12 protein-coding genes are annotated in these 14,521 nt (G+C 73.5%); 3 read left to right on the forward strand and 9 right to left on the reverse strand.

The window, feature by feature from the left end; genetic code table 11:
* Positions 1-133 precede the first annotated feature (133 nt).
* Together ACFWFZ_RS16160 and ACFWFZ_RS16165 are read right to left on the reverse strand one after the other, a co-directional pair.
* A complete protein-coding gene (locus ACFWFZ_RS16160; protein ID WP_387122600.1) occupies positions 134-709 on the reverse strand; it encodes a histidine phosphatase family protein in 576 nt (191 codons plus the stop codon).
* A 91-nt stretch (positions 710-800) separates the two neighbouring features.
* Positions 801-2,243 carry a PLP-dependent aminotransferase family protein gene (locus ACFWFZ_RS16165; RefSeq protein ID WP_387122603.1) on the reverse strand — a complete coding sequence of 481 codons (1,443 nt, stop codon included), beginning with the start codon at positions 2,241-2,243 and terminating at the stop codon, positions 801-803.
* On the opposite strand from ACFWFZ_RS16165, the gene ACFWFZ_RS16170 reads away from it, so the two are divergent.
* Positions 2,242-3,171 (forward strand): DMT family transporter, encoded by a 930-nt coding sequence (locus ACFWFZ_RS16170; protein ID WP_387122606.1) that lies wholly within the window; start codon positions 2,242-2,244, stop codon positions 3,169-3,171. The genes ACFWFZ_RS16165 and ACFWFZ_RS16170 overlap by 2 nt on opposite strands.
* Positions 3,172-3,204: 33 nt before the next feature.
* Positions 3,205-3,402: a DUF1918 domain-containing protein gene (locus ACFWFZ_RS16175; RefSeq protein WP_030029327.1), complete on the forward strand. Its 198-nt coding sequence runs from the start codon at positions 3,205-3,207 to the stop codon at positions 3,400-3,402.
* 1 nt (position 3,403) lies between these two features.
* Here the strand turns inward: ACFWFZ_RS16175 and ACFWFZ_RS16180 are convergent, their stop codons facing one another.
* A complete protein-coding gene (locus ACFWFZ_RS16180) occupies positions 3,404-4,660 on the reverse strand; it encodes a glycoside hydrolase family 10 protein (protein ID WP_387122610.1) in 1,257 nt (418 codons plus the stop codon).
* A 139-nt stretch (positions 4,661-4,799) separates the two neighbouring features.
* On the opposite strand from ACFWFZ_RS16180, the gene ACFWFZ_RS16185 reads away from it, so the two are divergent.
* Complete coding sequence (locus tag ACFWFZ_RS16185; protein WP_387122613.1) at positions 4,800-5,693, forward strand: 3-hydroxybutyryl-CoA dehydrogenase; 894 nt, start codon at positions 4,800-4,802, stop codon at positions 5,691-5,693.
* Positions 5,694-5,781: 88 nt separating this feature from the next.
* On the opposite strand, the gene ACFWFZ_RS16190 is transcribed toward ACFWFZ_RS16185, so the two are convergent.
* The 6 genes from ACFWFZ_RS16190 to ACFWFZ_RS16215 form a co-directional block, all read right to left on the reverse strand.
* Positions 5,782-6,315 carry an NUDIX hydrolase gene (locus ACFWFZ_RS16190; protein WP_387122616.1) on the reverse strand — a complete coding sequence of 178 codons (534 nt, stop codon included), beginning with the start codon at positions 6,313-6,315 and terminating at the stop codon, positions 5,782-5,784.
* 53 nt (positions 6,316-6,368) lie between these two features.
* The gene (locus ACFWFZ_RS16195; protein ID WP_387122619.1) at positions 6,369-7,709 is read right to left on the reverse strand and encodes a transcriptional regulator; all 1,341 of its coding nucleotides are present in this window, start codon (positions 7,707-7,709) and stop codon (positions 6,369-6,371) included.
* A 767-nt stretch (positions 7,710-8,476) separates the two neighbouring features.
* Positions 8,477-11,005, reverse strand: a complete 2,529-nt coding sequence (pheT, locus tag ACFWFZ_RS16200) for a phenylalanine--tRNA ligase subunit beta (RefSeq protein WP_387122622.1) — start codon at positions 11,003-11,005, stop codon at positions 8,477-8,479.
* Positions 11,005-12,132, reverse strand: a complete 1,128-nt coding sequence (gene pheS / locus ACFWFZ_RS16205; RefSeq protein WP_387122625.1) for a phenylalanine--tRNA ligase subunit alpha — start codon at positions 12,130-12,132, stop codon at positions 11,005-11,007. Before pheS ends, pheT begins: the two co-directional genes overlap by 1 nt.
* A gap of 150 nt (positions 12,133-12,282) precedes the next feature.
* Entirely contained in the window at positions 12,283-13,539 is a 1,257-nt protein-coding gene (locus tag ACFWFZ_RS16210) for an ATP-binding protein (RefSeq protein ID WP_387122686.1), read from the reverse strand.
* A gap of 65 nt (positions 13,540-13,604) precedes the next feature.
* Positions 13,605-14,465: a TrmH family RNA methyltransferase gene (locus tag ACFWFZ_RS16215; protein ID WP_387122689.1), complete on the reverse strand. Its 861-nt coding sequence runs from the start codon at positions 14,463-14,465 to the stop codon at positions 13,605-13,607.
* Positions 14,466-14,521 lie beyond the last annotated feature (56 nt).

A 14,521-nucleotide genomic window follows, 5' to 3' on the forward strand; every position in this document is an offset into this window, starting at 1 on the left:
CTATACGTATGTCCGCACGTTTATGCAATGCGGTGGATCCCGGGCGTCGGGCCGTCCCCCTGTCGACAGTACGGCCGCGGGCGCCCTCGGCCGTACTGGCCCGGCCGGGACCGCGCGGGCTCTTACGACGCGTTCAGGCCGGGGCCTGGAGGCATAGGTGCCACTGGCCGGACCAGCCCGTGAGGGTCATCGTCGACAGCGGCCGGACGTCCACGTTCCAGTAGGTCAGCGGGGGCGCCTTCAGGGCGTAGACAAGGGCGGCGCGGACCACGGAGGGTTCCGCCACGGCCACGATCGCGCCGCCGTCGTCCGCGGGCCGGGTGTCGAGCCAGCCGCCGATCCGGGAGATGAAGGCGAGCAGCGACTCCCCTCCGTGCGGGGCGGCCCGCGGGTCGCTGAGCCACTGGTCGACCGCCGCGGGCTCCTGGGCGGTCACCTCGGCGAGGGTCAGCCCCCGCCAGCGGCCCATGTCGCACTCGCGCAGCGCCGGCTGGGCCAGGGGCGCGTACCCGAGGGCCTCGCCCGTGGCCCGGCTGCGCGGGGTCGGCGAGCAGTAGCGCAACTCGGCCGCGCCCAGGGGTACGAGGCCCCGGGCGGCGGACTCGACGGCCCGCCAGCCGGCTCCGTCCAGCGGGCGGTCGTCGTCGAAGCGCTCGGCGAGCAGCGAGGAACTACGGGCTGCGGCGACAAGCGAGACCCGAACATGCATGCGGCGATGGTGGGCCGCGCACGGCGGCGGGTCAAGCGTCCGGAGCGTGCGGCTCCTCCCCCGGACCCGCCCGCAGGGGATGCCCTGCCGATCAGGCCGGGCTCGGCCCGCCCGGCGGGACACCTCCCATCCGCTGGACGGCCTCCACCAGTTCGGCCGGGCCGGAGACTCCGGCGAAGCTGAGCCGGACGTAGGGAGCGGGCGGTTCGGCGCAGAAGTAGGGGCGGCCGGGAGCCACCGCGACTCCGGCGCGCAGGGCCGCGGCCGCGAAGGCCGCGTCGTCACCGCCCCCGGCCATCCGGGCCCACAGCTGGTATCCGCCCGAGGGCAGGTGGGACACGGTCAGCCCGGGCATCTCCCGCCGCAGCGCGCCCGCGAGCACGTCCCGCCGGTGGCGCAGTTCGGCGGCCACGGTCCGCAGGTGGCGCGGCCAGGCGGGTGCGCCGACCAGTTCCAGTGCGGCCTCCTGGAGCGGCCGGGGCACGAAGAAGCTGTCCACCACCTGGATGGCCCGCAGGCGGTCGACCACCGGGCCCCGGGCCGCCAGGGCGCCGACCCGCAGGCTGGGCGAGGTGGCCTTGGTCAGGGAGCGGACGTGCACGACCACCCCGTCGTGGTCCTCGGCGGCCAGCGTCGCGGGCAGCGGACCGCAGTCGTCGTGGCCGAGGGCGCGGGCGTAGTCGTCCTCGACCACGAAGGCCCCGGCCGCCCGCGCGATCCGCAGCACCTCGGCCCGCCGCGCGGGCGCGAGGACCGCACCGGTGGGGTTCTGGAACAGCGGCTGGCACACGAACACGCGTGCGCCGCTCGCTTCGAAGGCGGCGGCCAGCAGCTCCGGCCGGACCCCCTCGGCGTCCACCGGGACGGGCACCGGGCGGCATCCGGAGGCGCGGGCGATGGCCAGCAGCCCGGGGTAGGTCGGGGACTCCACCAGGATCGGCGCCCCCGGCGGGGCGAGCGCCCGCAGGGCGGTGGTCAGCGCGCTCTGCCCGCCCGCGGTGACCAGTACGTCGGCGGCCCCGACGGCTCCGCCGATCTCGCGGGCGAACCAGTCGCGGAGCTCGGGCAGCCCCTCCATGGGCGGCCGGTCCCAGGCCCCGGGGCGCCGACCGGCCCGGGCGAGCGCCGCGGCCATGGCCCGCTCGGGCTGGATGGAGGCGTGCAGGTAGCCGCTGTTGAGGCCGATCACCGACGGCGGCGGCGCGGCCAGGCAGGCCAGCACCCCGGACGCGTCCACCGAGCGCGGCACGATCTCCCCGGGGGTCTCCGCGCTGAGGGCGACCTCCTGCCAGGAGGTGTCCCCGGCCGCGGGGAGCGGCGTACGCGGCGCGGCACGGAAGACGCCGGCGCCGGGCCGGGTGACGACGAGACCCTCGGCGGCGAGCTGCGCGAGGGCCCTGGAGACGGTGACCGGGCTGACGCGGTAGCGCTCGACCAGGGCCCGACTCGACGGCAGCTTTCCACCGACCGAGTAGCGGTCGAGCTCGGACCTCAGAGAATCGGCCAGCTCCACCACACTGCTACGCTCATACATGACAGCACAGAATAGCGCTACTCTCCCGGCCGCGATAGCGGTGAAGAATCCGCTGCTGCGCGGTACGGCCCTCGCCTCGCTCGGCGTCGTCGCCTTCTCGCTGACCTTCCCCGCCACCGCCTGGGGACTGGAGAGCTTCGGCCCCTGGTCGCTGGTGGCCCTGCGCAGCGTCCTGGCGGCCGCGATCGCGGGCGTCTTCCTGCTGGCCCGCCGGGCCCGCCCGCCGGCCCGCGAGCACTGGGCCGGCCTCGCCGTCGTCGCCGGTGGGGTGGTCGTCGGCTTCCCGCTGCTGACGACCCTGGCGCTGCAGACCTCCACGACCTCGCACGCCGCCGTCGTCGTCGGCCTGCTGCCGCTGACCACGGCCGCGCTGTCCGCACTGCGCACCGGCACCCGGCCCCCGAGGGCCTTCTGGGCCGCGGCGGTGGCGGGGGCCGTGGTGGTGCTCGGCTTCACCCTCGCGCAGAGCGGCGGCTCCCTCTCGGCCGGCGACGGCTACCTGTTCGCCGCCCTGCTGGTGTGCGCCGCCGGCTACACCGAGGGCGGGCGGCTCGCCCGTACGCTGCCGGGCTGGCAGGTGATCGGCTGGGCCCTGGTGCTGTGCCTGCCCCTCACCCTGGCCGGCTCCGCGCTCGGGCTCGCGTACGAGCCGGTGCACCTCACCGGCCACGGGCTGGCCGGGCTGGTCTGGGCGGCGGCCGGCTCCACCTTCCTCGGTCTGTACGTCTGGTACCGGGGCATGGCGGAGATCGGAGCGCCGCGGGCCAGCCAGCTCCAGCTCGCCCAGCCGCTGCTCACCCTCGTCTGGTCCGTGGCGCTCCTCGGGGAGCGGCTCGCCCCCGCCGCACCGGCCGCCGCCTGCGCGGTTCTCGTCTGCATCGCGGTGACCCAACGGGTCAAACAGCCCCGAAACGACCTAAACTGCTAGCACCGGATCGGAGCGCCACCGAGGAGGTCAGACATGCGAGCGACCGAGGGCGACCAGCTGGTGCAGCACGGCAGGATCGTCGGACAACCCGACAAGGTGGGCGAGATCACCCAGGTGCTCGGCGAGAACGGGACGCCCCCGTACCGGGTCCGCTTCCAGGACGGACACGAAGCGCTGATGGCTCCCGGACCCGACTGCGTGGTCCGCCACCCCGCGGAGACTCAGCACTGACTCACCGCGGCGGCACGGCCGAGCCGTAATGGTCGGCGACCACACGTGCCATCGCCCCGTTGGGGTCCGCGGCCACCTGCTTCGCCGAGAAGTAGACGTGGCCGCGGACCTCCGGGTATCCGCGGGCGAAGCGCACGTGCTTGGACAGCTCCGCCGGATCGCGCCAGGCCGCGGTGGGACTGTCGGCATCGCAGCGGTAGAGCCCCTCCCCCACGTACAGGGCCACGCCGGTGCCCGCGACGGTCCTGGCCCACCAGGGGACGAGCGTCGCGTAGTCGGCCGTCGGATGTCCGATGTGCCAGTAGGCCTGCGGCACGACGTAGTCGATCCAGCGCCGCCCGACCCACTTGCGGGTGTCCGCGTACAGGTCGTCGTACGCGGAGAGCCCGCGGGTCCGCGAACCGGCGGGGTCGCGGTCGGAGTTGCGCCAGATCCCGAAGGGGCTGATGCCGAACCTGACCGCGGGCCGCAGGGCGCGCAGCCGCTCGGACATCTCACGCACCAGGGTGTCGGTGTTGTTGCGGCGCCAGGCCGCCCGCGACGAGAAGCCGCCGCCGTGCTCCTCGTAGGCCGCGTCGTCGTCGAAGTACTCGCCGGCCACCGGGTAGGGGTAGAAGTAGTCGTCCCAGTGGACCGCGTCCAGCGGGTAGCGGGTGACCGCGTCGAGCATGGCGTCCTGCACGAACCGCCGCACCTCGGGCACCCCGGGGTTGTAGTAAAGCTTCCCGCCGTACTCGACGGCCCAGCCGGCCTGACGCGCCGGGTGCTCGGGCACCAGCCGGTCGAAGTCGGCATGGTTGGCCACCCGGTACGGGTTGAACCAGGCGTGCAGCTCCAGACCGCGGGCGTGCGCCTCGGCGACGGCCGTGCCCAGGGGATCCCAGCCCGGATCGACCCCCTGCTCCCCCGTGAGCCACTGCGACCAGGGCTCGTACGGGGACGGCCACAGCGCGTCGGCCGCGGGCCGGACCTGCAGGATCACGGCGTTGAGCCGGCGGCGCACGGCGGTGTCGAGGAGGGCGAGCAGCTGCCCCCGCTGCGTCGCCGCGGACAGCCCGCTGCGCGAGGGCCAGTCCACGTTCGAGACGGTGGCGATCCACATGCCCCGGAACTCGGGGGTTGCGGCGCCGCTGCCGACGGCGCCGCCGCCGAGGGGCGGTCCGGAGCTCCGCGGCCCGGCGAAGGCCGGTCCCCCCGTTGCGGCGGCGATCACCGCCGCCGCTCCTGCCAGCAGTGCCCGCCTGCCGATGTGCGCCATGTGACGACTCCGTTCCGCTGAGTGACGATGCGAGGTGTCCGCTCAGCATGCCCGCCCCGGCCCGCCGCGCCGCGCAAGGTCGGGAGTAACGTCGGGGGGCGTGGCGGGCGCCGGAATCGTACGGGGGACCCGCCGACGGATGAGCTGCGAAAGGCACGAAGTGACTGACCTCCCTTCCGACATCACACGGGTCGGCGTAGTGGGCTGTGGCCAGATGGGCGCTGGTATCGCCGAGGTGTGCGCCCGAAGCGGCCTTGAGGTCAAGGTCGCCGAGACCACCGGCGAAGCCCTGGAGATCGGCCGTACCCGGCTGCACAACTCCCTGACCAAGGCCGCCGAACGCGGCAAGATCACCGAGGAGGAGCGGGACGCCACCCTGGCCCGCCTCACCTACACCACCGACCTCGGCGAGTTCGCCGACCGCGACCTCGTCATCGAGGCCGTCGTCGAGAACGAGCAGGTCAAGACCGAGATCTTCCAGGTCCTCGACCAGGTGATCACCCGCCCGGACGCGATCCTCGCCTCCAACACCTCCTCGATCCCGCTGGTCAAGCTGGCCGTCGCGACCTCGCGGCCCGACCAGGTCATCGGCATCCACTTCTTCAACCCGGCCCCCGTGCAGAAGCTCGTCGAGCTGATCCCGGCGCTGACCACCGGCGAGGAGACCATCAAGCGGGCAGAGGCCCTGGTGCGGGACGTGCTCGGCAAGCACGCGGTCCGCGCCCAGGACCGTTCCGGCTTCGTCGTCAACGCGCTCCTCGTCCCCTACCTGCTGTCCGCGATCCGGATGTTCGAGTCGGGCATCGCGAGCCGCGAGGACATCGACAACGGCATGGAGCTGGGCTGCGCCCACCCTATGGGTCCGCTGAAGCTGTCCGACCTCATCGGTCTGGACACCATCGCCTCCATCGCCGACTCGATGTACGCGGAGTACAAGGAGCCGCTGTACGCCGCTCCCCCGCTGCTCCAGCGGATGGTCGACGCCGGCCGCCTGGGCCGCAAGACGGGCGCGGGCTTCTACCCCTACGGCTGACCGCCCGGGTGAGGCGGTGCCCCCTCCGGCGGTGACCCTCCAGGGCATGCCTCGCCGATCATGCCGGGCGCGATCGACAGGACACCCCCTACCGGCCGAGCCGCAGGTGGTGCAGCAGGAGCAGCCCGGCCGCCATGTTGGCGGCCGGGATCTCCCCGTCCGCGATCATGTCGGGCACCAGCTTCAGGGGGACCCACTCCCGGCGCGACGACTCGAAGTCGTCCTCGGGGAGGCCGGTGTAGGTGGCCCCGTCCGCCCAGTACAGGTGGTGGCGGGCGTCGGTCAGCCCGTTGGACGGCTCGACGGTCATCAGGTGGTGGAGGGGGCCGGGCCGCCAGCCCGACTCCTCCTCCATCTCGCGGGCCGCCGCGGCGGCGATGTCCTCACCGTCCTCGACCACCCCGGCGGGCAGTTCCCAACCCCAGCTGTCGGTGATGAAGCGGTGCCGCCAGAGCAGCAGCACCTCGTTGGCCTCGTTGACGGCCGTGGCCACGGCCACCGGACGCAGCCGGATCACGAAGTGGTCCAGGTGTCGGCCGTCGGGAAGTTCCACATCGGCGAGATTCACGTCGAACCAGCGGTTCTTGTACACAGTCTGCTCACTCAGGTTCGTCCACTGCACGGCTGTGCCACCTTCCGTTGGAGTAGGTGGCAAACATCGCAGCAGCTGCCTTGTCACAGCGGAACGCGCAGCGCCCCGTCGATGAGCCGCACGGTCTCCTGCGCGTCCGAACAACCGCTGGTCAGAAGTTGTTCGCGGACCACCCGAAGCCGGTCGCGCAACCGCAGCGACTCCATCCCCCGGGCCCGCTCGGCCATCTCGGCCGCGCCCGCCGCGGCCCGGTCCGCCTCTCCCTGGCGGAGCTGGATCTCGCAGAGCATCGCCAGCCGGTGCACCCGCCCGCGGTCGTGCGCGGGGGTGCCGACAGCGGCGGCCGCCTGGACCCGCGCCGCCTCCAGATCCCCCAGGCTGAGCAGTGCCTCGGCGACCTGGACGTTGACGAGGCCGGGCTGTACGTAGCCGGTCTCGTCCGGTTCGCTGCCCGGGCGGATCCGCGCGGCGGCCCTCTCGGCACCGCGGATGCACGCCAGCGCGGCCTGCACGTCGCCGAGTTGGGCGTAGGCCTTGGCCTGCATGGCGTGCAGGTCGGCGGCGAGCGCCGCAGTGGTGTGCCGGCCGGCGGCGCGCAGCGCGGCCTCGGCGAAGGCGACGGCCTGGCGGTACTCCCGCAGGTGCAGGCACTGGTTGACGATCAGGGCGATCACGTACGCCCCGAGCCCCCGGTCCCCGCTCGCCTTGGCCAGCCGCAGCGCCTGGTGGAAGTAGCGCTGGGCCAGTCCGTGCGCGTCGGAGTCGTACGCGCAGATCCCCGCCACCGCCACCAGGGAGCCGGAGGCCCGGTGCAGCCGGCGGCCGAGGTCGTCGGGGTAACTGCCGCGCAGCATCGGCGCGGTCTCGGTGCCGAGGAAGCGGACGATCCGGTCGCGGGTGGCCATGCCGCCGGCCCGGCGGTACATCAGCTCGTAGTGGGCGCGGGCGGCCTTGAGGATCTCGACGTGCTCGGGGCCGATCCGGTTCGGGCCGTCGCGCGAGACGTCGGCGTCCTCGGGCGGGTTCTCCCATTCCCAGACCGGGATGACGGCCGGGGTGCCGGTCACCGCCTCGGCGGTGAGCAGTTGGGGCCGGGCCTGCCCGTCGGAGCGCCACAGGGCCGCGGCCCGGTCCACGAACCCGCTGAGCGGGGAGGCGTGCAGGGAGACCGGGTGGTCCGGCACCCCGAGGCCGATGTCGTCCAGGCCGACGGGCCGCCGCAGCCGGCCTCCGAGCACCTCGCAGATCAGGTCGGGGACCTGGCCGCGCGGGCGCTGCCCCTTCAACCACCGGGCCACGGCGGTGTGTTCGTAGCGCAGGGCCAGCCCCCGGGTGCGCCCCGCCTGGTTCACGTGGGCGGCGAGCCCGGCGTGGGACATACCCGCCTCGGCGAGGAGTGCGTCGAGCAGGACATTGGGCTGCATGGGCCGCTCCCGGAGCTCGTCGGTATCAGGCTAGTGGGTGCGCGTTCACACGGGGTGTACTGCATTCAACTCACACAGGGTGTACTGCGTTCGATGCACACAGGGTGCATCCCATTCACACAGGGTGTGAACCGAGTACGCGCATAAATGCGATCCGCACTCTGCCGCACGGACCCCTGGACGCGCTTGACTGAAGACCCTCGCCAAGAGGAGCTCGGGTCGTCGGCTCCCCCTCGTACAGTGCGACGACCCGTCACCGCGCCGCCCGTCCTGCTGTCTGCCCGACACTCCATGGCAGGCGGGCGGCGCCTCCCGGTTCCGTCGGCGCCCGGTTGGTCGCCGGGCCCCGGCAGCGGACCGGACCGGACGCGCGCCGGGCCCCTCCACCGGGCCCGGCGTGCGTGGGTCGAAGCCGTCGGCGAGCCGCCCGCCCGGGTACCGCGACAGGGCCGCGTACGCCCGCGACCAGCCGCGCGGGCGTGAGCGGTACTCTGCGAGGACGCTGGCGCAGGGGGAAGAACCGCCCGCCGCCGTCACGGGGGTCCTCGGCCCCGCCGGTGTGCGGGACGACGCCCTCCCGGGCCCGGCGCACCTGGGTCATCTCCCGCGTGATCATCCGTAGGTCTCCCCTCCGGCCGGACCGATTGTGTCGAGCGGCCGACGGCCCCCGACACGGGCGCGGAGGTTCTCACCCGAATGAGTGAGGGGCCTATCCGGTACCGGATAGGCCCCTCACCAGGCCTCGAACGGGTCCGAGGACCGCGCGGCTACGCGCCCCGGAGCACCGCCCCGGTCCGCTCGCCGGCGAGCGCCACCGCCGCGTCGCGCGCGGCCGTGGACTCCTCGGCGGTCAGCGTGCGGTCGCTCGCCCGGAAGCGCAGCGCGTACGCCAGGGACTTCTTGCCCGCGCCGACCTGCTCACCGGTGAACACGTCGAACAGGCGCAGCGACTCCAGGAGTTCGCCCGCGCCCTTGCGCAGGGCGGCCTCCACCGAGGCCGCAGGAACGGACGCGTCGACGATCAGCGCGACGTCCTGGGTCGCCACCGGGAAGGAGGAGATCCGGGGCGCCTGGACGGCCTCTCCGCCGGCCGCCGCGAGGCGGTCCAGGTCGAGCTCCATCGCGCTGGTGCGGGCCGGCAGGCCCATCGCCTTGACCACCCGCGGGTGCAGCTCGCCGGCGTGGCCGATGACCTGCTCCACACCGTCGACGGTGACGACCAGCTCGGCGCAGCGGCCCGGGTGCCAGGGGCCGTACTGGCCCTGGCGGACGACGAGCTCCGTACCGGCCTCGACGGCCAGCGCGCGGGCGGCCTGGACGGCGTCGGCCCAGTCGGCCGGGCGGCCCTTGCCCCACCAGCCGGCCTGCTCGCGGGCACCGGCCAGCACGACCGCGGCGTACCGCGGCTGCGCGGGCAGCGCCGCGTCCAGGGTGGCGACCTCCTCGTCGGTGGGACGCCGGTCGACGGGCAGCCGTACGGCGACACCCGGCCGGGCGGCGGCCCGGAAGACCGAACCGGTCTCGAAGAGTGCGAGGTCGTGGCTGCCGCGGCTGTCGTTACGGCGCAGCGCACCGAGCAGACCCGGCAGCAGCGTGGTGCGCAGCGCCGGCTCCTCGTCGGAGAGCGGGTTGACCAGCTTGACGACCTGGCGGGCGGCGTCGTGCGCCGGCAGCTGGAGCTGGTCGAAGACGCCCTCGCCGAGGAACGGGTAGCTCAGGGCCTCGACGTAGCCGGCGCCGGCCAGCGCGCGGCCGACCCGGCGGTGCAGCTGCTGCCGGGCGGTCAGACCGCGGCCGGAGGGCACCTGCGGCAGGGTCGACGGGAGGTTCCCGTAGCCCTCCAGCCGGATGACCTCTTCGGCGAGGTCGTTGGGCGCGGCGAGGTCGGGCCGCCACGACGGCAGCGTGACGACGAGCTCGTCCTGGCCGTAGACGTCGCAGCCGATCTCCTGGAGGCGGCGCACGACGGTCTCCCGGCCGTAGTCCATGCCCGCGACCCGGTCCGGGTGGTCGGCGGCCATCGCGATGGTGCGCGGCGCGCCCGGGGCGACGACCTCGGTGACGCCGGCCTCGGCGGTGCCGCCCGCGAGGAGCACGAGCAGGTCGACGGTCCGCTGGGCGGCCGCGGCGGCGGCCAGCGGGTCGACGCCCCGCTCGAAGCGCTTGGAGGCCTCGGAGGAGAGCTTCATGCGGCGCGCGGTGCGCGAGATCGACACGGAGTCGAAGTGCGCGGCCTCGATGACCACGTCGGTGGTCCCGGTGACGGCGCCGGTCTCCGGGTCGGTGACGGAGTCGGCGATCTCGGTGTTGGCGCCGCCCATCACACCGGCGAGACCGATCGGCCCGCTGTTGTCGGTGATCACCAGGTCCTCGGCGTCGAGCGTGCGCTTGACCCCGTCGAGGGTGGTGAACTTCTCGCCCTGCTCGGCACGGCGGACGCCGATGGTGCCGTCGATCCGCGAGCGGTCGTAGGCGTGCAGCGGCTGGCCCAGTTCGAGCATCACGTAGTTGGTGATGTCGACGGCGAGCGAGATCGGGCGCATGCCGGCCTTCTGGAGGCGGCGCTGGAGCCAGATCGGGGAGCGGGCCTCGGGGTCGAGACCGGTCACGGTGCGGGCGGTGAAGCGGTCGCAGCCGGCCGGGTCGTCGATCTTGACCGGGTAGCCGTACGAGTTCGGCCCGGGCACGTCGAGCAGCGCCGGGTCGCGCAGCGGCAGGCCGTAGGCGGTGGCCACCTCGCGGGCGATGCCGCGCAGGGACATGCAGTAGCCGCGGTCCGGGGTGACGTCGATGTGCAGCACCTCGTCGACGAGCTGGAGCAGCTCGATCGCGTCGGTGCCGGTCTCGTGCTCCGGCGGCAGCACGATGATGCCGTGCGTGCCGTCGTCGCCCATGCCGAGCTCCTCGCCGGAGCAGATCATGCCGTGCGAGGTCTTGCCGTACGTCTTGCGCGCGGCGATCGCGAAGTCGCCGGGCAGGACGGCGCCGGGCAGGACCACGACGACCTTGTCGCCGACGGCGAAGTTCCGGGCGCCGCAGACGATCTCCTGGGGCTCGCCGGTGCCGTTGGCGGCGCCGACGTCGACCGTGCAGAACCGGATCGGCTTGCGGAAGCCCTCGAGCTCCTCGATGGTCAGCACCTGGCCGACGACGAGGGGGCCCTTGAGCCCGGCGCCGAGCTGCTCGACCGTCTCGACCTCAAGACCGGCGTCGACGAGCTTGGCCGCGACGTCGCGACCGGTCTCACCCGCGGGGAGGTCGACGTACTCCCGCAGCCACGAAAGCGGGACCCGCATCAGATCTCCATCCCGAAAGGCCGGGTGAAACGAACGTCACCCTCGACCATGTCTCGCATGTCTTCAACGTTGTGACGGAACATCAGCATCCGCTCGATGCCGAAGCCGAAGGCGAACCCGCTGTACTTCTCGGGGTCCACACCGCAGGCGGTGAGCACCTTCGGGTTGACCATGCCGCATCCGCCCAGTTCGATCCAGCCCTCGCTGGAGCAGGTACGGCACGGGCGGTCGGGGTTGCCCACCGACTCGCCGCGGCACACGTAGCACTGCATGTCCATCTCGGCGGACGGCTCGGTGAACGGGAAGAAGTGCGGGCGCAGACGGGTGGTGGTCTCCTCGCCGAACAGCTCCTTGACCATGTGGTCGATGGTGCCGCGCAGGTCCGCCATGGTCAGGCCCTCGTCCACGGCGAGCAGCTCGACCTGGTGGAAGACCGGGGTGTGCGTCGCGTCGAGTTCGTCGGTGCGGTACACCCGGCCCGGGCAGACGATGTAGACGGGCGGCTTGCGCTCCAGCAGCGAGCGCGCCTGCACCGGGGAGGTGTGGGTGCGCAGCACCACGCCGGACTCGTCGCCCTCGGTGCCCTCGGGCCCCTGGACGAAGAAGGTGTCCTGCATCTGGCGCGCCGGGTGGTCGGGCGTGAAGTTGAGGGCGTCGAAGTTGAACCACTCCGCCTCGACCTCGGGCCCTTCGGCGACCTCGTACCCCATGGCGACGAAGATGTCCGCGACGCGGTCCATCAGCGTGGTCAGGGGGTGCCGGGCGCCGGCGGGGACGCGGTCGTACGGCAGCGTGACGTCCACCGCCTCCTCGACCAGCACCCGCTCGTCGCGCTCGGCCTCAAGCGCGACGGTGCGGGCCCCGAAGGCCTTGTTCACGGCGCCGCGGGCCTGGCCCACGCGCTTGCCCGCCTCGGCCTTCGCCTGCGGCGGCAGGGCGCCGATCTCGCGGTTGGCGAGCGCCAGGGGCGAGCGGTCGCCCATGTGCGCGGTCTTCGCCTCGCGCAGCGCGTCGAGGTCGCCGGCGGACGCGAAGGCGGCGAGCGCCTCGTCCCGCATGCGCTCGATCTCTTCCGGTTTCAGTGCCTCGACCTCGACAGGGTCGTACGACTTGTTCGGTGCCGACATCTCTTCCCGTACTTCCGATGGCTGGCTGGTGGGTCCCCGTACGACACGATCAGACCGATCGAGCAGAGACACAAAGGTGCCAAAGGACGAGTCTAAAGGTCGCCGGGGGTCAAGGAGCCCGTGGGCCGCCCGGTGAGACGCTCCGCAGGACTACTGCGTGAGGTAGGCCGGGGCGCTCACGGGCAGGATAAATCGGAACTCGGCGCCGCCGCCGGGGCCGCGGCCGACCGTGATGGTGCCGCCGTGCGCCTCCACGATGCCCTTGACGATGTAGAGGCCCAGGCCGGTGCCGCCGCGCTTGCTCCCCCGCCAGAAGCGGGTGAAGACGCGGGCCATCGATTCCTCGGGGATCCCGGGGCCTTCGTCGGACACGGTGACGGCGGTTCCCTTCTCATGCGGCGATACCCCGATGGTGACCGTTCCCTCGCCGTGGCGCACCGCATTTTCGAGGAGGTTGCCGAGGATCTGGTCGATCTTGTCGGGATCGGCCCACAGGTCGGGGAGCGGGCGGCTGATGCTGACGAGGAACCGCTCGGGGGCCTGGCCGTTCGCGGTGAGCGCCTGGACGTGCCGGCCCACCGCGGTGGCGATGTCGACCGGCTGGCGGCGGACCTCCAGGCGGCCGGAGTCGATGCGCGAGATGTCGAGGAGCTCGGCGATCAGGCGGGTGACGCGGTTGGCGTCGGCGTCGACGGTCTCCAGCATCAGCCGCTTCTGGTCGTCGGTGAACCGCTCCCACTTGGCCAGGAGGGTCGCGGTGAAGCCCTTGACGGAGGTCAGCGGAGAGCGCAGCTCATGGGCGACCGTGGCGATCAGCTCGGCGTGGCTGCGTTCGGTGCGGCGGCGGGCCTCGGTGCCGCGCAGGGTGACGACGAGGCGGCGCACCGGGCCGGTGGGGTGGGTGCGGATGTAGCTCGCGGAGACGAGCACCTCGCGGCCGCCCGGTAGCAGCAGGTTCCGCTCGGGCTGGCCGCGGCGGGTGGCGAGGCCCCCGTACGGGTCGGTCAGCGCCCACCAGCGGCGGCCTTCGAGGTCCTCCAGCGGGAGGGCCCGGTCGATGGGGGCGCCGAGGGCCTGCTCCGGCGCGAGTGCGGTGATCCGCGCGGCGGCCGCGTTGAAGCAGACCACCCGACCGGTGTGGTCGGCGACGACGAGCCCGTCGGGCAGGTAGTCGGGGTCGACAGCGAAGCCCGGGCCGACGCCCGCGCCGGGGGCCTCGGCGGCCGCCTGGGCGGCGCGGACCGGGCGGGCGGCGGAGCCGGCGCCGCGCGCGCGGGCCGAGTCCACGGCCTGCGGTGGTACCCCGCACAGCCCGTCGGCGGCCGCGGCCGGGGGTTCGGGGGCGTCGCGGAACCGCTCCTCGGCCGCGGCAGCGGTCCCAGGTGCGCTGTTCGTGCCGACGGTCATGTCCGTCATGTCCCCGTACCCCACATCTCCGAGTAGCGCCGTGGGCCCCCCGGGCCGCCACACTACTAGCTGGGGGTCACGGAGCGGCACCCTCCGGGCGCCCGCTGTGCTCGCGCGGACGCGTAGAGACACACGGCGGCGGCCGTCGCCAGGTTCAGACTCTCCGCCTTCCCGTGGATCGGGACCCGCACGACGGCGTCCGCGAGGGCCCGGGTCTCCTCCGGCAGGCCCCAGGCCTCGTTGCCGAAGACCCAGGCGGAGGGCCCGCCCATGGTGCCCGCGTCCAGTTCTGCGTCGAGGTCGTCCTCGCCGGCGCCGTCGGCCGCGAGGATCCGTACGCCGGCCGCGCGCAGCCCATGGACGGCCAGCTCCACCGGAACGCCGACGGCGACCGGGAGGTGGAAGAGGGAGCCCACGGAGGCCCGTACGGACTTGGGGTTGTAGAGGTCCACGGAGGCATCGGTGAGCACGACCGCGTCGGCGCCGGCGGCGTCCGCGCAGCGCAGCACCGTACCGGCGTTGCCGGGGTCGCGGACGTGCGCGAGGACCGCGACGAGCTTGGGTCCGGCCTTGAGGATCTCCTCGAACGGGGAGTCGAGGAAGTGGCAGACCCCGACGAGGCCCTGCGGGGTGACGGTCTGGGAGACCTCGGCGAGCACCTCGTCGGAGGCGTAGTGCACGCGGGCGCCCGCGTCCAGGGCCGCGCCGATGATCTCGGAGTAGCGCTCTGCGGCCTCGACGGTGGCGAACAGCTCGATCAGGGTCGGCTCTCCCGTGGGGCCGCGGTGCTCGACGGCCTCACGGACCGCCTGGGGGCCCTCAGCGATGAACCGGCGCTCCTTGGTGCGGAAGTTGCGCCGCGCCAGTCGCCTGGCGGCGGCCACCCGCGGGGATCGGGGGGAGATCAGCTCGGCGGGGTGACCCAGGTCAGCCATGGTCTGTGCGGTTCTCTCTCGGGGTGCGGGCGCCCGGGGCGCGACGG

Source organism: Streptomyces sp. NPDC060232, assembly GCF_042726555.1.
Classification (GTDB): domain Bacteria; phylum Actinomycetota; class Actinomycetes; order Streptomycetales; family Streptomycetaceae; genus Streptomyces.